This window comes from Pseudomonas sp. RW407 (genome assembly GCF_003176655.1).
GTDB lineage: Bacteria > Pseudomonadota > Gammaproteobacteria > Pseudomonadales > Pseudomonadaceae > Pseudomonas > Pseudomonas delhiensis.
This window is the reverse complement of sequence record NZ_QGSL01000091.1, coordinates 412976-433672: the sequence shown is the minus strand read 5'-3', so window position 1 is coordinate 433672 and position 20697 is coordinate 412976. Positions and strand designations below refer to the sequence as shown.

The 20697-nt window shown below is 68.2% G+C and carries 13 protein-coding genes; 6 read left to right on the top strand and 7 right to left on the bottom strand.

The annotated features are described in order from the left end of the window. Positions 1 to 76: 76 nt before the first annotated feature. The gene (locus DK254_RS14255) at positions 77 to 1372 is read right to left on the bottom strand and encodes an NCS2 family permease (protein WP_109934277.1); all 1296 of its coding nucleotides are present in this window, start codon (positions 1370 to 1372) and stop codon (positions 77 to 79) included. Positions 1373 to 1701: 329 nt separating this feature from the next. Here DK254_RS14255 and DK254_RS14250 point away from each other — a divergent pair, with 329 nt between their 5' ends. Next, positions 1702 to 2169, top strand: a complete 468-nt coding sequence (locus DK254_RS14250; protein ID WP_109934276.1) for a hypothetical protein — start codon at positions 1702 to 1704, stop codon at positions 2167 to 2169. A gap of 390 nt (positions 2170 to 2559) precedes the next feature. On the opposite strand, the gene glyA is transcribed toward DK254_RS14250, so the two are convergent. Both glyA and DK254_RS14240 read right to left on the bottom strand, forming a co-directional pair. Then, on the bottom strand, positions 2560 to 3813 hold the full coding sequence (gene glyA / locus DK254_RS14245; protein WP_109934275.1) for a serine hydroxymethyltransferase: 1254 nt from the start codon (positions 3811 to 3813) through the stop codon (positions 2560 to 2562). A 192-nt stretch (positions 3814 to 4005) separates the two neighbouring features. Next, a complete protein-coding gene (locus tag DK254_RS14240) occupies positions 4006 to 8283 on the bottom strand; it encodes an EAL domain-containing protein (RefSeq protein ID WP_371921148.1) in 4278 nt (1425 codons plus the stop codon). A 247-nt stretch (positions 8284 to 8530) separates the two neighbouring features. Here DK254_RS14240 and ettA point away from each other — a divergent pair, with 247 nt between their 5' ends. Together ettA and gdhA are read left to right on the top strand one after the other, a co-directional pair. Continuing rightward, a complete protein-coding gene (ettA, locus tag DK254_RS14235) occupies positions 8531 to 10195 on the top strand; it encodes an energy-dependent translational throttle protein EttA (protein ID WP_109934273.1) in 1665 nt (554 codons plus the stop codon). 230 nt (positions 10196 to 10425) lie between these two features. Beyond that, positions 10426 to 11760, top strand: a complete 1335-nt coding sequence (gdhA, locus tag DK254_RS14230; RefSeq protein WP_109934272.1) for an NADP-specific glutamate dehydrogenase — start codon at positions 10426 to 10428, stop codon at positions 11758 to 11760. A 372-nt stretch (positions 11761 to 12132) separates the two neighbouring features. Here gdhA and DK254_RS14225 read toward each other — a convergent pair whose 3' ends face one another. From DK254_RS14225 to DK254_RS14210, 4 genes are all read right to left on the bottom strand, one after another. Beyond that, a complete protein-coding gene (locus DK254_RS14225) occupies positions 12133 to 13155 on the bottom strand; it encodes a cytochrome-c peroxidase (RefSeq protein ID WP_109934271.1) in 1023 nt (340 codons plus the stop codon). A gap of 162 nt (positions 13156 to 13317) precedes the next feature. Continuing rightward, complete coding sequence (locus DK254_RS14220; protein ID WP_109934270.1) at positions 13318 to 14538, bottom strand: RtcB family protein; 1221 nt, start codon at positions 14536 to 14538, stop codon at positions 13318 to 13320. Between the two features lie 46 nt (positions 14539 to 14584). Continuing rightward, the gene (locus DK254_RS14215; RefSeq protein ID WP_109934269.1) at positions 14585 to 16450 is read right to left on the bottom strand and encodes a DUF4105 domain-containing protein; all 1866 of its coding nucleotides are present in this window, start codon (positions 16448 to 16450) and stop codon (positions 14585 to 14587) included. A gap of 57 nt (positions 16451 to 16507) precedes the next feature. After that, positions 16508 to 16996 carry a DUF3015 domain-containing protein gene (locus tag DK254_RS14210; RefSeq protein WP_109934268.1) on the bottom strand — a complete coding sequence of 163 codons (489 nt, stop codon included), beginning with the start codon at positions 16994 to 16996 and terminating at the stop codon, positions 16508 to 16510. 231 nt (positions 16997 to 17227) lie between these two features. Here DK254_RS14210 and DK254_RS14205 point away from each other — a divergent pair, with 231 nt between their 5' ends. The 3 genes from DK254_RS14205 to DK254_RS14195 all read left to right on the top strand — a co-directional run bounded on the left by DK254_RS14205 (position 17228) and on the right by DK254_RS14195 (position 20661). Continuing rightward, positions 17228 to 17557, top strand: coding sequence for a TraR/DksA family transcriptional regulator (locus tag DK254_RS14205; RefSeq protein ID WP_109934267.1), 330 nt, complete (start codon positions 17228 to 17230; stop codon positions 17555 to 17557). A 99-nt stretch (positions 17558 to 17656) separates the two neighbouring features. Beyond that, positions 17657 to 20140 (top strand): Lon protease family protein, encoded by a 2484-nt coding sequence (locus DK254_RS14200; protein WP_109934266.1) that lies wholly within the window; start codon positions 17657 to 17659, stop codon positions 20138 to 20140. 179 nt (positions 20141 to 20319) lie between these two features. Continuing rightward, the gene (locus tag DK254_RS14195) at positions 20320 to 20661 is read left to right on the top strand and encodes a hypothetical protein (protein WP_089391115.1); all 342 of its coding nucleotides are present in this window, start codon (positions 20320 to 20322) and stop codon (positions 20659 to 20661) included. Positions 20662 to 20697 lie beyond the last annotated feature (36 nt).

Here is a 20697-nt window from a genome sequence, read left to right as displayed (position 1 = left end):
CTCGACCCATCCTGCAGGTGACTCGCGGGATGGGTCGAGCGAAGCGATACCCATGCTGCACGGGTATCGCTATCGGTCAGGCGTTGTACCAGCCCAGCTTGATGACGAACAGCACCGACAGGATCACCAGCGCCCAGTTCAGCTCGCGGAAGCGGCCGGCCAGCAGCTTGCAGGCGGTCCAGGTGATGAAGCCGAAGGCGATGCCGTTGGCGATGGAGAAGGTCAGCGGCATGGCCAGGGCGGTGACCACCACGGGCGCGGCCACGGTCAGGTCGTCCCAGTCGATCTCGGCCAGGCCTGAGGCCATCAGCACGGCGACGAAGAACAGCGCGGGCGCCGTGGCGAAGGCCGGCACGTTGCCCGCCAGCGGGGCGAAGAACAGCGCCAGCAGGAACAGCACGGCGACCACGATGGCGGTCAGGCCGGTGCGGCCACCGGCGGAGACGCCCGCGGCGGACTCGATGTAGCTGGTGGTGGTGGAGGTGCCCAGCAGCGAGCCGAACATGGCCGCGGTGCTGTCGGCGATCAGCGCCCGGCCCATCTTCGGCATGTGCCCGTCCTTGCCCATCAGGCCGGCGCGCTTGGCCACGCCGATCAGGGTGCCGGAGTTGTCGAACAGGTCGACGAAGAGGAAGGCGAAGATCACGCTGGTCAGGCCGATGTCCAGGGCGCCCTTGATGTCCAGTTGGAGGAAGGTCGGCGCCAGCGACGGCGGCATCGACACCACGCCGCCGAACTGGGACACGCCCAGGGCGATGGCGATGAAGGTCACGGCGAGGATGCCGATCATCACCGCGCCGGTCACGCGGCGCGCTTCCAGGGCGACGATGAGGATGAAGCCGAGGATCGCCAGCAGCGGCTCGGGCTTGGCCAGGTCGCCCATGCCCACCAGGGTGGCCGGGTTGGCGACGACGATGCCGGATTCCTTGAGCGCGATCAGCGCCAGGAACAGGCCGATGCCGGCGGCGATGGCCGAGCGCAGGGCCAGCGGGATGCTGTTGATGATCCATTCGCGGATGCGGAAGATCGAGATGATGAAGAACATGCACGCCGAGAGGAACACCGCACCCAGCGCCACCTGCCAGGTGTGGCCCATGTGCAGCACCACGGTGTAGGTGAAGAAGGCGTTCAGGCCCATGCCCGGGGCGAGGGCGATGGGGTAGTTGGCGATCAGCCCCATGATCGCCGAGCCGATGGCCGCGGCCAGGCAGGTGGCGACGAACACCGCGCCCTTGTCCATGCCGGTCTCGCCGAGGATGCTCGGGTTGACGAAGAGGATGTAGGCCATGGTCAGGAAGGTGGTGACCCCCGCCAGTATCTCGGTGCGTACGTTGGTGTTGTGCGCCTTGAGTTGGAACAGCTTTTCCAGCATGTCGTGCTCCCCGTGTTTGGGCGTCCTGCGGCTCGACCGGTCGGTCAACAATGGCCGTCTCGCGCGGCCTGGGCAAAAAAGGCGGGCATCATAGCAGCTCGCCGGAAACGCGGGTATCGAGCCCGTCGCCCGCTTCCCCGACGAGCCTAGCCGGCCTCGGCCGCGACTGCCAACGCAAGGCCCGTGCCAGCCCCTTCGTTGACCTCTGCCACGCCTGCCGGGCCGCCATCGGCGTTATCATGTGCCGGCCGGTACGCAATGACCGGCGCGCGCCGTTGTCCAACCGGCATCCGGCCCGATTCCACTGTTGCCTGACCCGTCGTCGACCCATGAAACGCCTGATCCCGCTTTGCCTCCTCGCCCTGCTGGGCGCCTGCGCCGGCACGCCGCCGGTCCTGCCGCAGCACAGCTTCGACATCCACGCCACCGCCGACAAGGCCACGGCCAGCACGCGCACCCTGGCCGACCCGCAAGGCCAGGCGGTGCTGGTCATCGCCCGCGCCGAACTCACCCAGCGCGACGTGCAGCGCGCCGAAGTGGTGCTGGGCAACGGCGGCCGCCCCGGCGTGCTGGTGACCTTCGCCCCCGACGCTAGCCGGCGCCTGGCGCGCCTGACCGAAAAGCAGCGGGGCAAGGCCCTGGCGGTGGTGATCGACGGCCAGCTGCGCATGCTGCCGCCGGTGTCCGAGCCGGTGCGCGACGGCCGGGTGATGCTGGAGGGGTTCGACAGCCAGGTGGAAGCGGAGGCGCTGGTGCGGCAGCTCAATGCGCTGCGCGATGCGCCGGTGCGGCCTTGAGGTTTTCGTAGGATCGAGGGGGACGCCTAGTTCTTGCTCGCGAAGGGTGCTTGTCGGCGGGGTCTGGTGTTCATCCTGAAGAGCCCCCTCTCCCTAACCCTCTCCCTGAAGGGAGAGGGGACTGTTGGGCAGATGCTGATGTTCTGGAGTCAGCCGGCTAGCACAGAGATTGCCGGCTGAAACCATGCCTTTTCTCGGCACGGACGGCCCCCTCTCCCTTCAGGGAGAGGGCTGGGGAGAGGGAGCAGAGTAGATCTATCGCACCTCAACAACCGGGAGGCACCGTTCGCGAGCAAGAACTAGGCGTCCCCCTCGCTCCTACAAAAAAGCAAAAAAGCGAAACCAAAAAACCCGGCAAATGCCGGGCTTTTTGTCGTTCTCAGCTAAGGCTTACTTGCCATACACCGGGAACTTGCCGCACAGGGCCTTGACCTGCTCGCGCACGCGGCCTTCCACGGCCTCGTCGCCCAGGTTGGCGAGGATCTCGCAGATCCAGCCGGCCAGCTGGCGGCATTCGTCTTCCTTGAAGCCGCGGGTGGTCACGGCCGGGGTGCCGATGCGCAGGCCCGAGGTGACGAAGGGCGAGCGCGGGTCGTTCGGCACGCTGTTCTTGTTCACGGTGATGAAGGCGCGGCCCAGGGCGGCGTCCGCGTCCTTGCCGGTGATGTCCTGCTTGATCAGGCTGAGCAGGAACAGGTGGTTCTGGGTGCCGCCGGAAACCACGTCGTAGCCGTTCTCGATGAACACCTGGGCCATGGTCTGAGCGTTCTTCACCACTTGTTCCTGGTAGGCCTTGAACTCGGGCTGCAGGGCTTCCTTGAAGCACACGGCCTTGGCGGCGATGACGTGCTCCAGCGGGCCGCCCTGGCCGCCCGGGAAGACGGCGGAGTTCAGCTTCTTCTCCAGCTCTTCGTTCTTGCGCGCCAGGATCAGGCCGCCGCGCGGGCCGCGCAGGGTCTTGTGGGTGGTGGTGGTGACGACGTCGGCGAAGGGCACCGGGTTCGGGTAGATGCCGGCGGCGACCAGGCCGGCCACGTGGGCCATGTCGACGAACAGGTAGGCGCCCACCTTGTCGGCGATGGCGCGGAAGCGCGGGAAGTCGAGGATCTGCGAGTAGGCGGAGAAGCCGGCGATGATCATCTTCGGCTTGTGTTCCACGGCCAGGCGCTCGACTTCGTCATAGTCGATCAGGCCGTTGCCGTCGATGCCGTACTGCACGGCGTTGTAGATCTTGCCGGAGAAGCTGACGCTGGCGCCGTGGGTCAGGTGGCCGCCGTGGGCCAGGCTCATGCCCAGCACGGTGTCGCCGGCGTTCAGCAGGGCCATGTATACGGCAGCGTTGGCCTGGGAACCGGAGTGCGGCTGGACGTTGGCGTAGTCGGCGCCGAACAGCTGCTTGGCGCGGTCGATGGCCAGTTGCTCGACCACGTCGACGTACTCGCAACCGCCGTAGTAGCGCTTGCCCGGGTAGCCTTCGGCGTACTTGTTGGTCAGCACGCTACCCTGGGCTTCCATCACCGCCGGGCTGGTGTAGTTCTCGGAGGCGATGAGCTCGATGTGCTCTTCCTGGCGCAGGGCTTCCTGCTCCATCGCGGCGAAGAGTTCGGCATCGTAGCGGGCGAGGGTCAAATCACGGCTGAACATGGCGGTCCTCATAAGGATCGGTGCTGGGAAAGGGGCGCATTCTAACCCAGGGCGCGCGCGCTGGCATATGAAAGGCGGTCATGTTGGAGATGAGCGGCTTCAGGCTTCAGGCGGCAGGCTGCAGGCGAAAAGCAGCGCGGCGACGCCCCTGGCTCTTGCCTGCCGCCTATAGCCTGCCGCCTGCAGCCGCTCTCAGCCGAGCAGGAACAGTGCGTTGCTGGAGAACAATGCCGCAAACTGCTCCGCCGTCATCGGCCGGCCGAACAGGAAGCCCTGCACCTCGTCGCAGCCGTGTTCGCGCAGGAAGTCCAGCTGCGCCTGGCTCTCCACGCCCTCGGCGATCACCATCAGGTTCAGGCTGTGGGCCATGGCGATGATGGCGCGGGCGATCTGCGCGTCCTGCTCGCCGTGGGGCAGGCCGTCGACGAAGCTGCGGTCGATCTTCAGCACGTCGATGGGGAACTGCTTGAGGTAGTTCAGCGACGAGTAGCCGGTGCCGAAGTCGTCCACCGCGATGGCCAGGCCCAGGCGCTTGAGCCCGGAGAGGATGTGCATGGCCTCGGACACGTCGCTCATCAGGATGCTTTCGGTCAGCTCCAGCTCCAGGCAGGCCGGCGGGATGCCGGTTTCCATGAGGATGCCGGCGATGCGCGTGCCCAGCTGGCCATCGGCGAACTGCCGTGCCGAGAGGTTCACCGCCACCTTGGGCACCCGCACCTTGTCGCGGTGCCAGATGCGGATCTGCCGGCAAGCTTCGGCCAGCAGCCAGTCGCCGACCTGGGCGATCAGCCCCAGTTCCTCCAGCACCGGGATGAACTCGGTGGGCGGCACCAGGCCGCGGCGCGGGTGCTGCCAGCGCAGCAGCGCCTCGGCGCCGGTGAGGCGGCGGCCGTCGCCGGTGAACTGCGGCTGGTAGTGCAGGACGAACTCGCCCTGCTCGATGGCCCGGCGCAGGTCGCTTTCCAGCTCCAGGCGCTCCAGGGCGCGGGCGTTCATCTCGGCCTGGTAGAACTGGAAGTTGTTCTTGCCCACTTCCTTGGCGTGGTACATGGCGGTGTCGGCGTTCTTCATCAGCTGGCTCAGCTCGGCGCCGTCCTGGGGCGACAGGGCCACGCCGATGCTGGCGGTGACGAAGAACTCGCGGCCTTCCAGGGTGAAGGGCCGGGCCAGGCTGGCGAGGATGCGCTCGGCCACCTGGATGGCGCGCTTGAGCGCGCGCTCGCGGTCTTCCAGCGCGGGCAGCAGCAGGGTGAACTCGTCGCCGCCCATGCGCGCCACAGTATCGTTGTCGCCGACGCAGCGGTTCAGGCGCTCGGCCACTTCCTTGAGCATGCGGTCGCCCGCGGCGTGGCCGAGGGAGTCGTTGATCGGCTTGAAGCGGTCGAGGTCGAGGAACATCAGCACCACCCACTGGCGGTGCCGCTCGGCCTGCATCAGCGCGGTGTGCAGGCGGTCCTGGAACAGGGTGCGGTTGGGCAGGTGGGTGAGGGCGTCGTAGTAGGCCAGGCGGTGGATGCGCCGCTCGCTGGCCTTGCGCTCGCTGATGTCGCTGAAGAAGCAGACGAAGCTGACCAGGTCGCCTTCCTCGTCCTGCACCGCGGTGATACCCACCCAGGACGGGTACAGCTCGCCGCTCTTGCGCTTCTGCAGTATCTCGCCTTCCCAACTGCCGCTGCGTTGCAGGCTGTCGAGCACGTGCTTGAGCTGGTTGGCTTCCTGCTGGTCGGCGGTGAGCAGGCGCGGCTGCTGGTCGAGCACCTCGGCGGCGGCGTAGCCGGTCAGGCGCGAGAAGGAGTCGTTGACCTGGACGATGTAGCCGGCCGGGTCGGTGACCATGATGGCCGCCGTGGAATGCTCGAACACGGTCGCGGCCATGCGCATCTCGCGCTCGGCGCGGCGCTGCTGGCTGATGTCGCGGGCCACGCCGAGCAGGCCGACGAAGCGCCCGGAGTCGTCCCACATCAGGGCGATGCGCAGCTCCACCGGGACCTTGCGGCCGTCGGCGCGCAGGCAGTCGAAGGTGAACAGGTGCACCGCGCTGGACTCGCGCAGGGCGGCCAGCCGGCGCGGCGCGCCTATGGCGTCGCGCACGCGCTCCAGCAGGGCGTGCAGGCGCCCCAGCTGCGCCGGGTTGGCGGCGATCTGCTGCAGGTCGTTGTGCAGCAGCCAGTCCGGGCTGTAGCCGAAGGTCTGCTCGATGGACGGGCTGATGTAGTCGATGTTCAGTTGGGCGTCGGTGGTGAGGATCACGTCGCTGATGCTTTCCGCCAGCATCTGGTAGCGGCGGCTGCTCTCGCGCAGCGAGTTGTTCGCCTCCACCGTGTCGGTGATGTCCTTGGCCACGCCGATCAGGCGCGCCACGCGGCCGTCGGGGGCGCGGCTGAAGGCCTGCTCGCGGATGTCGAACCAGTGCCAGCTGCCGTCGCGGTGACGCCAGCGCAACTGGCTGTCCAGCAGCAGGTTGTCGCCGATCACCTGTTGCAGGTTGCGTATGCGCCAGTAGTACTCGACGTCGTCCGGGTGCAGCAGGCATTCCCAGAAGCGCTCGCCCATCTGCTCCAGCTCTTCCTTGCCGTAGCCCAGCTGGCTGCCCAGGTGGTGGTTGCTGAAGATCACCCGGCGCGCGGTGATGTCGTGGATGTACAGGGTATCGGGCACTGCGCGCACGGCGTCGGACCAGAACTTCTCGCGTTCGATCAGCGACAGCTCGACCTGCTTGCGGCTGCTGATGTCGGACAGGCTCAGGGTGACCGCGCGATAGTCCGGCAGGTGCTCGGGGATGCGCAGCTGCAGCCAGAAGTGGCGCAGCTCGCCCTGGCCGGTGCGGATGGCGACTTCCTGCTCGATGAGGCCGGTGCCGCAGAGGATCGCCTCGATGATGCGCGCGCGTGCGCTGCCGGGGCGCCGCGGGCTGTCGCCGATCAGCTGCCGCCAGGCCTGCTCGCCGCTCTCCACGCCGAGCAGGCGCCGCGCCACCTCGTTGACCTCGCTGATGCGGATCAGCCGCAGCAGCTGCGGCCAGTGTTCCTCGCGGCGCTCCAGCCAGGTCTGCAGGCGGCCCGCCTCGCGCAGGCCGTTGTCGGCGAAGAAGCGCTGCAGGTCCGAGAGGTCGAGCACGCAGAGGGCCACGCCGACGCCGTCGAAGATGTCCTGGTAGCGCCGCCGCGTCTCTTCCAGCACCTGCAGCGAGCGCAGCTCCTCGGTGACGTCGCGCAGCACCCAGACGTGCCCGCCCGGCGCCTGCTGGCCGCGCAGCACCCAGTCGGACGCCTCGCCGGGCGCGGATTCCTCCAGCGGGTGGCGGCTGACGGCGTAGCGCCGGCGGCGGCCGTTGCGTTCCAGGGTGACGTACTGCCTGCCCGGCAGCGTGCCTTCGCTGGGCGGCTGCGCCAGTTCTGGCAGCAGGCGGGCGAGATGGTGCAGGGTCGCGTCTTCGGCACGCACGCCGAGCAGTTGCTCCGCCGGTGGGTTGAGGTAGACCAGGCGGCCGTCGGCGCTCGTCACCAGCACCCGCTCGTCCACCGCCGCCAGGGCCTGGGCGGCCTGGCGCAGGCGCGACTGCGAGTCGGCGGTCTGCGCACGCAGGCTCCGCTGTTCGCGTTGCAGGCGCAGCAGGGCGGCGCAGCTGATGCCGGCCAGCAACAGCAGCAGGCCCAGTTCGCCGAGCAGGCGTGTCGGTACCCGGGGTGCCATGGTGAGCGCGTCGACCCGCGGACGGACCTGCCAGTCGCTGTTGGCGACCTGCAGCGCCGGCGACTCGCTGGCTGCTTCCCGGGCGGCCGCCGCCGGCGTGCCCGCCGGGCTGTCGGGGGTGGCCAGGACCTGATGGCCGGCCTGGTCTTCCAGCACCCAGCCGCGGCTGGCGGGCGAGAGTCGTGCGGCCCATTGCCGGCGTGCTTCGCCGGCGTCCAGGCGGAGCACGGCGAAGGGGCCTGCAGCGTCGTCCCAGGGGCGCAGCAGCAGGTAGATACGGCCACCAGCGGCATCGCTGTAGGCATAGTGGAAGGGGCGGCCGGCCGTGCGTTGCCGCAGCTCGGCGACGAAGGCGTCGTCGCCGCTGTCGGGCGCGGTGTCCAGCTGTTTGCCAGCGCTGGCGGCGTACCAGGCCAGGCTGCTCAGGGCGGGGTAGACCTGGCGCAGGTCGTCGAACAGCAGCGCCGGCTCCTCGCCACGGCCCAGGCGTTGCCGGGCCAGGGTACGCGCGGCCACGGCCTTGAGCTCCAGGGCCAGGGACAGTTGGTGGGCCAGCTCCTGGCTCTGGTGCACGATGCGCTCGCGCTCGAGCCGCGCCTGGCCGAAGTACTCCTGGCCCAGCTGCCAGAGCAGCAGGCCGAGCATCAGCGGCACCAGCAGCAGGGCGCTCCTGATGGCCAGCCGTTCAGGCCGGGCCAGGCTGGCCGGAGGGCGGGGAGGTCTGGACAAGGAGCGGCTACCTGGAACGGGGCGACGGGGTTCGGCGCGCAGTAGCATGCCCGGAAGCAGGGCCAAGTGCCAGTATCGCCGACGAGCGTCGTTTGCCCTTCACGGTCCATTCCGGTAGCTTTGCCGCACGCGCGCGTTGATCGCTGCGTCCTGTTTCCGCGAGTCCGGCCCTGCCGTCGCCCGCCTCGCCCGTCGCCCGCGGCCAATGGTCGCGCCCCGAGTTCCGGGGTGCACCGGCCCGCCGGACGCGACAGCCATGACGGCCATTCACTTTCATCCCAGAAGCTAGGTATCCATGGCTCAATACGTCTATACCATGCACCGGGTCGGCAAGGTCGTGCCGCCCAAGCGTGAAATCCTCAAGGACATCTCCCTGTCGTTCTTCCCCGGCGCCAAGATCGGCGTGCTGGGCCTGAACGGCGCGGGTAAATCCACCCTGCTGCGCATCATGGCCGGTGTCGACACCGAGATCGAGGGCGAAGCCCGCCCGATGCCGGGCATCAAGGTCGGCTACCTGCCGCAGGAGCCGCAGCTCGACCCGCAGAAGACCGTGCGCGAGGTGGTCGAGGAAGCGGTGGACGAGGTCAAGCAGGCCCAGGCCCGCCTGGACGAGGTCTACGCCGCCTACGCCGAGCCGGATGCCGACTTCGACGCCCTGGCCGCCGAGCAGGCCAAGCTGGAGGCCATCATCCACTCCTCCGACGGCCACAACCTGGAGCGCCAGCTGGAAGTCGCCGCCGACGCTCTGCGCCTGCCGCCGTGGGAGGCGAAGATCGAGCACCTCTCCGGTGGCGAGAAGCGCCGCGTGGCGCTGTGCCGCCTGCTGCTGTCGGCCCCGGACATGCTGCTGCTGGACGAACCGACCAACCACCTGGACGCCGACTCCGTCGCCTGGCTGGAGCACTTCCTCCACGACTTCCCCGGCACCGTGGTGGCGATCACCCACGACCGCTACTTCCTCGACAACGTCGCCGGCTGGATCCTCGAACTGGACCGTGGCCACGGCATCCCGTTCGAAGGCAACTACTCCGGCTGGCTGGAATCCAAGGCCAGCCGCCTGGCCCAGGAAGCCAAGCAGGAAGCCTCCCACGCCAAGGCCATGAAGGCCGAGCTGGAGTGGGTGCGCCAGGGCGCCAAGGGCCGCCAGGCCAAGTCCAAGGCGCGCCTGCAGCGCTTCGAGGAAATGCAGTCGCAGGAATTCCAGAAGCGCAGCGAGACCAACGAGATCTACATCCCGGCCGGCCCGCGCCTGGGCGACAAGGTCATCGAGCTGCACAACGTCAGCAAGGGCTATGGCGACCGCGTGCTGATCGACGACCTGTCGCTGAGCATTCCCAAGGGCGCCATCGTCGGCGTGATCGGCGGCAACGGCGCGGGCAAGTCCACCCTGTTCCGCATGCTGACCGGCAAGGAGCAACCGGACTCGGGCAGCATCGAGATCGGCGACACCGTGCAGATCGCCAGCGTCGACCAGAGCCGCGACAGCCTGGAAGGCACCAAGACCGTGTGGGAGCAGGTTTCCGACGGCTTCGAGCAGATCAGGATCGGCAACTACGAGGTCCCCTCGCGCAGCTACGTCGGCCGCTTCAACTTCAAGGGCGCCGACCAGCAGAAGTTCGTCAAGGACCTCTCCGGTGGTGAGCGCGGCCGCCTGCACCTGGCCCTGACCCTGAAGCAGGGCGGCAACGTGCTGCTGCTCGACGAACCGTCCAACGACCTCGACGTGGAAACCCTGCGCGCCCTGGAAGAGGCGCTGCTGGACTTCCCCGGCGCCGCCATCGTGATTTCCCACGATCGCTGGTTCCTGGACCGTATCGCCACCCACATCCTGTCCTACGAGGACGACGGCAAGGTGGTGTTTTTCGAAGGCAACTACACCGAGTTCGAAGCCGACCGCAAGAAGCGCCTGGGCGAGGCTGCCGCGCAGCCGCACCGCGTGCGCTACAAGAAGCTGGCGTAAGCCGCCTGCCAGTGGAAACGGGGCCTTCGGGCCCCGTTTTTCATGGCGTGCAGGGTGTTCTGAAATATCTTGCAATATTTGCTGCAGCCCAGTCTCTGAAAGGGCTTTCTTACAGATTTGCACCAAAAAGATTCATAAAGGCGTCATGTCGCACTGTCTCGGTGCGGTATCGGTTGTTAGAGTCTCGCCGCAAAAGGGCCCCGCCCATAATCAGAAAGACCGGTGTAGACATGACGCAATCCGTTGACTCGTTCCTCGAGCGCCTCAAGCGGCGCGACCCCGATCAGCCCGAATTCCACCAGGCGGTGGAGGAGGTGCTGCGTTCCCTCTGGCCGTTCCTCGAAGCCCACCCGCATTACCTGCAGGCCGGCATCGTCGAGCGCATCGTCGAGCCCGAACGCGCCATCCTGTTCCGCGTGCCCTGGGTCGACGACCAGGGCCGGGTACGGGTCAACCGCGGCTTCCGCGTACAGATGAGCAGCGCCATCGGTCCCTACAAGGGCGGCCTGCGCTTCCACCCCTCGGTGAACCTGGGCGTGCTCAAGTTCCTGGCCTTCGAGCAGGTGTTCAAGAACTCCCTGACCTCGCTGCCCATGGGCGGCGGCAAGGGCGGCTCGGACTTCGACCCCAAGGGCAAGAGCGACGTCGAGGTGATGCGCTTCTGCCAGTCGTTCATGAGCGAGCTGTACCGCCACGTCGGCGCCGACCTGGACGTGCCGGCCGGCGACATCGGCGTCGGCGCCCGCGAGATCGGCTACCTGTTCGGCCAGTACAAGCGCCTGGCCAACGAATTCAGCTCGGTGCTCACCGGCAAGGGCCTGGCCTACGGCGGCAGCCTGATCCGCCCGGAAGCCACCGGCTACGGCTGCGTGTACTTCGCCCAGGAGATGCTCAAGGCCCGCGAAAGCGGCTTCGACGGCCAGCGCGTGGCCATCTCCGGCTCCGGCAACGTGGCCCAGTACGCGGCGCAGAAGGTGATGGAACTGGGCGGCAAGGTGATCTCGCTGTCCGACTCCGAAGGCACCCTGTTCGCCGAAGGCGGCCTGAGCCTGGAACAGTGGGAAGAAGTGATGGAGCTGAAGAACGTCCGCCGCGGCCGTCTCAGCGAAATGACCGGCCCCGGCCTGCGCTTCCTGGCCGGCCAGCGCCCCTGGTCGCTGCCCTGCGACATCGCGCTGCCCTGCGCGACGCAGAACGAACTGGACGCCGAGGACGCCCGCATCCTGCTGGCCAACGGCTGCATCTGCGTGGCCGAAGGCGCCAACATGCCGTCGACCCTGGAGGCCGTGGATATCTTCCTCGAAGCCGGCATCCTCTACGCGCCGGGCAAGGCCTCCAACGCCGGCGGCGTCGCCACCAGCGGCCTGGAGATGAGCCAGAACGCCATGCGCCTGCACTGGAGCGCCGGCGAGGTGGACCAGCGCCTGCACGGCATCATGCAGAACATCCACCACGCCTGCGTCGCCCACGGCGAGGAGAACGGCCGGATCAACTACGTGAAGGGCGCCAACATCGCCGGCTTCGTCAAGGTCGCCGACGCCATGCTGGCGCAAGGGGTGGTCTGACCGGCCGAAACGCCGAAGCCCGGTGGGGCGGATAACGTTCGACGTTATCCGCCGTTCGGCCTTGGCTCCAGGCGAGGTGTAGGGCGAGCATGGCGATGGGTATCGCTTCGCTCCACCCATCCTACGCGAGCGCGCCGAAGTGCTTTTCGTAGGAGCGAGCTTGCTCGCGAACGAACTCCGCTGCGGGGCATCAGGTTCGCTCGCTCCTACAGTTCCCGGGATGTACGGTATTCCTACCCGTAGGACTCTGCCCGCGATCGCCGGAGATCCTGGTGCAGTTCGCGGATGAGGTCCTGCGCCGTTCCCCTGTAGGAGCGCGCCCTGCGCGCGAAATCGCAGGCAGGGCCTGCTCCTACAGGTGGGGTCCCGTGGTCAATCCACCGGGCGCGGCGTGGTGGCCGTGCTCGGCGGCAGCAGCGGGTACTGCACCTGCGGCTGCTTGCCGGTGACGGTCTTGAGGAAGGCGACTATGTCGCCCACTTCGCCGGCATCCAGCTGCTTGCCCAGTTGCGCGGTGCCCATGATCGTCACCGCTTCCTCCAGGTCCCACACCTGCCCGCTGTGGAAGTAGGGCGCGGTGAGGGCCACGTTGCGCAGCGGCGCGGCGCGGAACACGTATTCGTCGTTCTGCGTCTTGGTCACCGCGAAGCGGCCCTTGTCGCCGCTGGGCAGGATGCTGGCATCGGGTTTCTTCACCAGGCCGAACGGGAAGTAGGCCTGGCCGCCGAGGTTCACGCCGTTGTGGCAACTGATGCAGCCGGCGCTCATGAAGGCCTGCAGCCCTTTCTTCTCCTTGGCGTCCAGGGCCTTGTCGTCACCCTTGAGGTACTGGTCGAAGCGCGAGTCGGGGGTGATCAGCGTCGATTCGAAGGCCTGCAGCGCGCGGGCCATGTTGTCGAAGCTCACCGCCTGCTTGTCGCCGGGGAAGGCTTTCCCGAAGGCCGCCACGTACTCGGGCATGCTCTTGAGCGCGGCCTCGACGTTCTTCGGCGTGTTGTGCATCTCCACCGGGTTCTGCACCGGCCCCTTGGCCTGTTCTTCCAGGTCCTTGGCGCGGCCGTCCCAGAACTGCGCCACGTTGAACACCGCGTTGAACACCGTCGGCGAGTTGCGCGCCCCTTTCTGCCAGGCGTGGCCGCTGGAGGCGGGCACGTTGTCGGCGCCGCCGGTGCCGATGTTGTGGCAGGTGTTGCAGCTGATCACGTGGCTGGCCGACAAGCGCGGCTCGAAGAACAGCTGGCGGCCCAACTCCACCTGGGCCGCATCCAGCCCGGCCGCCTGTTCGGGGATGGGTTTGAAGATGGCGTTGGCCTGGTCGCGCAGGGCGTCGGCGTGTGCGGCGGTACTGCTGGCGGCCAACAACAGGCCGCCCAGGGCCAGTTTCAGGGGCTGCATGGAGTGATCTCCTCGTTTCAGGCTATTGGTTTTTCTGATTCAAGGAGAGGCCAGGCCGGGAGGGCGCGAATTGATCGGGATCAAGCCGGCTCTCTCGGGGGCTGCGGGGATTTGCCGCAGGTGCTCGGGGGAAGGCGAGGGGCGCAGGGGCGAAGGCGGCGTTCAGCCCTTCACGCAGACCACCTGGCGCAGGGTGTGCACCACTTCCACCAGGTCGCGCTGGGCAGCCATCACCGCGTCTATGTCCTTGTAGGCCATGGGGATCTCGTCGATCACGTCCTTGTCCTTGCGGCACTCGACGTGGGCGGTGGCGCGCACCTGGTCCTCGACGCCGAAGCGCTTCTTCGCCTGGGTGCGGCTCATGCTGCGGCCGGCGCCGTGGCTGCAGGAACAGAACGCCTCCTGGTTGCCCAGCCCGCGGACGATGAAACTCTTCGCCCCCATGGAGCCGGGGATGATGCCGAGCTGGCCCCGCTGCGCCGAGACCGCGCCCTTGCGGGTGACCAGCACCTCGCGGCCGAAATGCTGCTCGCGCTGCACGTAGTTGTGGTGGCAGTTCACCGCCTCCAGGCTGGCCTCAAAGGGCTTGCGGATCACCTTGCGCGCCGCGGCCACCACCGCCTGCATCATCAGTTCGCGGTTCTGCCGGGCGAAGTCCTGGGCCCAGCCCACCGCCTCGACGTAGTCGTCGAAGTGCCGGCTGCCTTCCTCGAAGTAGGCCAGGTCCCTGTCCGGCAGGTTGGCCAGGTGCTGGCGCATGTCGGCCTGGGCCAGTTCGATGAACAGGCAGCCGATGGCGTTGCCCACCCCGCGCGAGCCGCTGTGCAGCATGAACCAGACGCGGTCGGCCTCGTCCAGGCAGACCTCGATGAAGTGGTTGCCGGTGCCCAGGGTGCCCAGGTGGCTGCGGTTGTTGGTTTTCTCCAGGCGCGGGTACTTGTCGGTGATGGCGCGGAAGCGCCGGGCCAGGCCCTTCCAGGCCTGGTCGGCGGGTGCCGGCACGTCGTCCCAGGCGCCCTGGTCGCGGCGGCCGAAGGTCTTGCCGTGGGGCACCGCCTTCTCGATGGCGCTGCGCAGGCCGTGCAGGTTGTCCGGCAGGTCGGCGGCGACCAGCGAGGTGCGCGCGGCGATCATGCCGCAGCCGATGTCCACGCCGACCGCGGCCGGGATGATGGCGCCGACGGTGGGGATCACGCTGCCGATGGTCGAGCCCTTGCCCAGGTGCACGTCGGGCATCACCGCCAGGTGCCTGAAGATGAACGGCAGGCGTGCGGTGTTCATCAGTTGCTGGCGCGCCTCGTCCTCGACCGGGACGCCCTGGGTCCAGAGCTTGATCGGCTTGCCGCCGGCGACTTCGAGCAGGGTGGGGGCTGTGGTTTTCATGGCGCGCTACCCGCCCGCCATCGCGGCGGGCGCTGAATCCTGTGGTTCAGTAATGGTACCAGCGCAGCTCCAGCATGACCTCGCCGACCGGCCCGGCCTGGTGGCTGAACTGGCGTTCGGCGGACAGGCGCAGGCCGAGGTTGCGGCTCAGTTCCACCTGCTGGCCGAGGCTCAGGCTGCGGCGCACTTCGCCGTTGTGGAAGTAGTCGCCCTTGGCCTCCAGGGCCAGGTTGCCCAGCGGGTTGCGCCAGAGCACGCCGGTGTCGAAGCCCAGCGCCGGCGCCACGGTGGCGGCGAAGTCGGGGTTGTTTTCGATGCGCGCGGTGCCCAGGGCGTAGGCCTGCAGGTCGTCGGCGAGCTTCCAGCTGCCGCCGGCGCCGCCGTTGACGTGGCCGGCCAGGGTGTCGTGGCCGTCGTCGCTGTGCTTGCCCGGCACCCGCTCCCAGCCGCCGGTGACCTGCCAGGACAGCGGTTGCAGCAGGGCGTTGCGCGGGGTCATGGAGCGGATGCTGACCAGGTCCAGGCGCTGCAGCTGCCAGCGGTTGCCCTCGTACTGGCGCAGGCGCAGGTCGCCCAGCTCCAGCTGCGCGCCCTGGGGGAAGCCGTAGCTGTTGTCCAGCAGGTCGTGGTAGGCCATGCGCAAGCCGTAGTCGGCGAAGGCCTGGCCGTCTCGGCTGCCGGCGCCGAGTTGCCAGGTCAGCGACTGGTGGCCTTCCTCCGGTTGCCCGGGGCGCTCCACCCGGGCCGGCGGCGGCGGGTTCTGGTTGATCGCCCGCAGCAACTGGTAGCTGCGCGCGGCATCGGCCTCGTCGCGCTCCTTGCCGGTGGCGCGGTAGCGCAGCAGGCGGAAGGCGGTGTCCTGCACCAGCGCCTGGCGCGGCGCGGGCAGGGCCTTGAATTCGGGGCTGTCGAGCAGGCGGTCGTCGTCGGCCAGGCGCCGGGCCAGCTGTTTCTCGCCGGCGTCCAGCGGCTCGGCGCGGGCCAGCAGTTCCTTCTCCCGCGAGGGGCGGTAGTCGATCCTGTCGATCATCCCAGCCTGCTTCACCGCGCGCACGGTGTCGGTGGGGATGGCGTAGAGCGGGAATTCGTCGGTCAGCTTCACCCCGGGGCGGGCGATCTCCAGCAGTTCGAGCAGGCGGAAGGAGCAGTTCTCGTCGAAGAAGAAGTACTTGAAGCGGACCTGCTTGAGTTCCCAGACGTGCTCGACCATGCGCCCGGTCTCCTCGGGCGTGAGGTTCAGGCGGTACTCCCAGAGGTCGCGGTTCTCCAGGCGGCTGTATTCGGAGAGCTTCTCGCGGTAGGGCACCAGGGCGAACAGGCCGGGGTAGCCGCCCATCAGGCCCTTCCAGGCGTAGAGGATGCTGTTGTCCATGCCCTCGATGAAGGCGCCGAAGTTCAGCGCGTAGCTGAGCAGGGCGGTGTTGTTGCTGTCGACGTCGGCCTGGTCGATGCGCAGCAGGGTGTGGCCGAACATCGACGAGGGGCTGTTCAGGTAGGCGGCGGGGAACACCAGCACGGCGCTGTGCGGGTTGATGTCGCCGTACCAGGTGTCGTATTCCTGGCACGCGGGGCGTGGCAGGTCGGTCAGCTGCAGTTGCTGCTTCAGCCAGCGGGTACGCGCCGGGTAGACGCACTGGGCATGCTTGTCGCCCAGGTCGGGGGCGGCGTAGAGGGCATCCAGGGTGGCCTTGAGTTCGTGCTCGGGCGAGCGCTCGCCGTCGTCGGCGAGGAAGAACCGGTCGTCGTCGACGAAGCTGCGCCAGCCGCCCAGCTTGCTCGGCGTGTAGTGCCCCAGGGCCAGCCAGTAGGGCTGCGCGGCCAGGGCCTGGAGGCGGGATTCGGGGAATTGGGGGCTCGCGTGCAGGGATGCGCAGGCGCACAGCGCCAGCCATGGCAACAGGCGTTTGGGCATGGGGACCTTAGCGGGTCGGGGTAGGGGAGCCCGCCCCGGTGGGGCGGGCCGTCAGGCTCAGGCCTGTTCCGCGTACTTGGCCAGGCGGGTGTCCTGTTTCAGCACGGCCTGGGTGTTGGCGTAGACGTCCTCGGCGGTGGCGTCGGACTTGTTGAAGATCTGCGCGAAGTGCTCGTGGGTCACTTCGGCGAAGTGCGCGCGGTCTTCGGGCTTCACGCCCAGGACCACGGCGTAGGTGGTCAGGGCTTCGCCGTCACCCTTGGCCATGTCTTCGGACAGCTCGTCCATCATGCTGCTCAGCACGATCATCGGCTTGCCGCCGTAGGTCAGCGCGCCATTGGTGTGGCAGCCGTTGGTGCCGGTGGTCATGCCGAAGGTGTTGTTGCCTGAGGAGCCGTTGGTGGTGGCCGCCAGCACGTGGGTGGCGGTGCCGCGCTGGCCCTTGAAGAGCATCTGGCCCCAGCCGCAGCCGTCGCTGCCGGGGGCGTCGGCGAAGGCGCCGATGGAAACGGTGGCGAGGAGGGTACCGAGTAGAATCCTTTTCATCTGCGTATCTCTCTTTGTTCGTATGCATGGCTGTACGTAGCCGCTGACAGCAAACAGCGCCAGGCAGAGCTTTGTAGGAATATCCTGGGGGTGTCAAGGCGCGATGTCTCCCAACCCACGGCGGGGCGAACTGCGTCATGCTCCGCACAACAGGCTATTGATCGGTATCAGCGGCGATTCCCTTGGAACCGGCCACACTTGAAACAGTTCCTTGCCCGTCGGAGAGGCGTCATGGCCGTAGATGATTTCGACCCCCGTTCTGCCCTGGATGCGCTGGCCAGCGAATATTCCCAGCGTGCCGCCGCGATCCGCCGCGACCTGGCGCGCTCCCACTCGCCGGACTTCGCCGAGCAGGCCCAGCAGCGGGAGAACGATGACGTGCTGCGGGCCCTGCTGGCCGAAGCCGACGCGGGCATGCGCCTGGTGGGCCTGGCCCGCCTGCGCCTGGCAGACGGAACCTACGGACAATGCGTACGCTGCGGCGAAGCCATCGAGCCCCGCCGCCTGCGCGCCCTGCCGGCCACGGAATACTGCCTGCGCTGCGCCGACCTGCAGCACTGATCGACCCGCCCTTGCGCGCGCCTTGCCAGTGGCGCGCGGCCGGCGCGAGAATGCGGACAACTCTCCGCGGCCTTGCGCCGCCCGATGCAAGGACTTCCGATGCCCCAATCCGTTGCCGCCGGCCTGCGCCTGGCGCCCGATGAACTGACCCGCCCCTTCTCGCCCGAGCAGTTTGCCTTCGCCACCACCGACGACCTGGACCCCTTCCTCGGCGTCCTCGGCCAGGAGCGTGCGGTGGAGGCCCTGCAGTTCGGCGTGGCCATGCCGCGGCCGGGTTACAACGTGTTCGTCATGGGCGAGCCGGGGACCGGGCGCTTCTCCTTCGTGCAGCGCTACCTGAAGGCCGAGGCCAAGCGCCTGCCGACGCCGGCCGACTGGGTCTACGTCAACCACTTCGAGGAGGGCCGCGAGCCGCGCGCCATCGAGCTGCCGCCGGGCAGCGCCGCCGACTTCGGCGCGGACATCGACCAACTGATCGACAACCTGCTGTCGACCTTCCCCTCGGTGTTCGAGAACCCGGCCTACCAGCAGAAGAAGAGCGCCATCGACCGCGCCTTCAACCAGCGCTACGACAAGGCCCTGGACACCGTCGAGCGCCTCGCCCTGGAGAAGGACGTGGCGCTGTACCGCGACAGCGCGAACATCGCCTTCACCCCGATGAAGGACGGCAAGGCCCTCGACGAGGCCGAGTTCGCCCAGCTGCCGGAGGCCGAGCGCGAGCGTTTCCACGCCGACATCGCCGAGCTCGAGGAACAGCTCAACGAAGAGCTGGCCAGCCTGCCGCAGTGGAAGCGCGAGTCCAGCAACCAGCTGCGCCAGCTCAACGAGGAGACCATCACCCTCGCGCTGCAGCCGCTGCTGGCGCCGCTGGTGGAGAAGTACAACAACAACAGCGGGGTCTGCACCTACCTGCAGGCCATGCAACTGAACCTGCTGAAGACCGTGGTCGACCAACTGGTGGACACCGAGCGCAGCGACGCCCAGCGCAAGCTGATGCTGCAGGAGCTGTACGCGCCCAACCAGGTGATCGGCCACCACGCCACCAGCGGCGCGCCGGTGGTGCTCGAGTCGCACCCGACCTACGACAACCTGTTCGGCCGCATCGAGTACGCCTCCGACCAGGGCGCCCTCTACACCAGCTACCGGCAGCTGCGCCCGGGCGCGCTGCACCGCGCCAATGGCGGCTTCCTGGTGCTGGAGGCGGAGAAGCTGCTGGGCGAGCCCTTCGTCTGGGACGCGCTCAAGCGCGCCCTGCAAACGCGCCAGCTGAAAATGGAGTCGCCGCTGGCCGAGCTCGGCCGCCTGGCCGCCATGAGCCTGACGCCGCAGGTGATCCCGCTGCAGCTGAAGGTCATCATCATCGGCTCGCGGCAGATCTACTACACCCTGCAGGACCTGGACCCGGACTTCCAGGAGATGTTCCGCGTGCTGGTCGACTTCGACGAGGACATCCCGCTGGCCGAGGACAGCCTCGAACAGTTCGCCCAGCTGCTCAAGACGCGCACCTCGGAAGAGGGCATGGCGCCGCTGACCGCCACCGCGGTGGCGCGCCTGGCCACCTACAGCGCGCGCCTGGCCGAGCACCAGGGGCGCCTGTCGGCGCGCATCGGCGACCTGTTCCAGCTGGTCAGCGAGGCGGACTTCATCCGCCAGTTGGCCAGCGAGCCGGTCACCGACCTGGGCCACATCGAGCGTGCCCTCAAGGCCAAGGAAACCCGCACCGGCCGCGTTTCGGCGCGGATCCTCGACGACATGCTGGCCGGCATCGTGCTGATCGACACCGAAGGCGCCGCCGTGGGCAAGTGCAACGGCCTCACCGTGCTGGAGGTGGGCGATTCGGTGTTCGGCGTACCGGCGCGCATCTCCGCCACCGTCTACCCGGGCGGCAGCGGCATCGTCGACATCGAGCGCGAGGTCAGCCTGGGCCAGCCGATCCACTCCAAGGGCGTGATGATCCTTACCGGCTACCTGGGCAGCCGCTATGCCCAGGAGTACCCGCTGGAAATCTCCGCGAGCATCGCGCTCGAGCAGTCCTACGGCTACGTCGACGGCGACAGCGCCTCGCTCGGCGAGGTCTGCACGCTGATCTCGGCGCTGTCGCGCACGCCGCTGCGGCAGTGCTTCGCCATCACCGGCTCGATCAACCAGTTCGGCGAAGTGCAGGCGGTCGGCGGCGTCAACGAGAAGATCGAGGGCTTCTTCCGCCTCTGCGAGGCCCGCGGCCTGACCGGCGAGCAGGGGGTGATCATCCCGCGCTCCAACGTCAGCACCCTGATGCTCGACGAGCGCGTGCTGCAGGCGGTGCGCAACGGCCTGTTCAACGTCTACGCGGTGCGCCACGTCGACGAGGCGCTGGGCCTGCTGGTCGGCGAGCCGGCCGGCGCGCCGGACGCCAAGGGCCAGTTCCCGGCCGGCAGCGTCAACGCGCGGGTGGTCGAGCGCCTCAAGGAGATCGATGCCATGGGCATGGACGAGGAGGACAAGGATAAGCTCGCCAAGGAGGCCGCGCCGGCCGCGGCCAAGGCCGCCAAGGCGCCGCAGGTGGAGAAGGAGCGGGCGCGCAAGAAGAAGGACAGCGACTGAGCCCGCTGCCGCTGGCCAGTCCTTGACCAGCGGCGGGGGCCCCAGCAATGGCGCTCGTCGGGCGCCGTTGCCCCCGTGGTGTCCACAACGATATCCACAACTATCGTGGATAAAACGGGCTTTCCCGAGGTCAACCCCAGGTGTAGGCTCGAAAACAGGACAACCGCGAGGGTGCCGCCATGCCGCGTAACCTCTGCCTTATCCGCCCCTGTCTGGGGTTGACCACGCGCATCGAGTGCGTGATCAGGCCGCTGGCCGGAGAGAATGGACTCTGGACACTGCTCTGCGCTGCGGGCATGGCGGGGGCGCAGCCCACCGCCATCAAGGCCCAGGGCCCGTTCTACGGGCCTTTCGTGGCCGAGGGCGTGCTCGAAGCCATCGCCGACTGCCTGGCCCAGCAGGGCTACGTGCCCGCCGACGACCTGCCCATCTGGCAGCTGCACCTGCAGGCCGAGCTGCGACGAATCAATGGCGAGCGCGTGCGCAACTTCGGGGACTACCAGTCCCACCCCGAGTCCTGAAGGCGCATTGCGCAGTCTCTGAGCGACCGCCGCCAA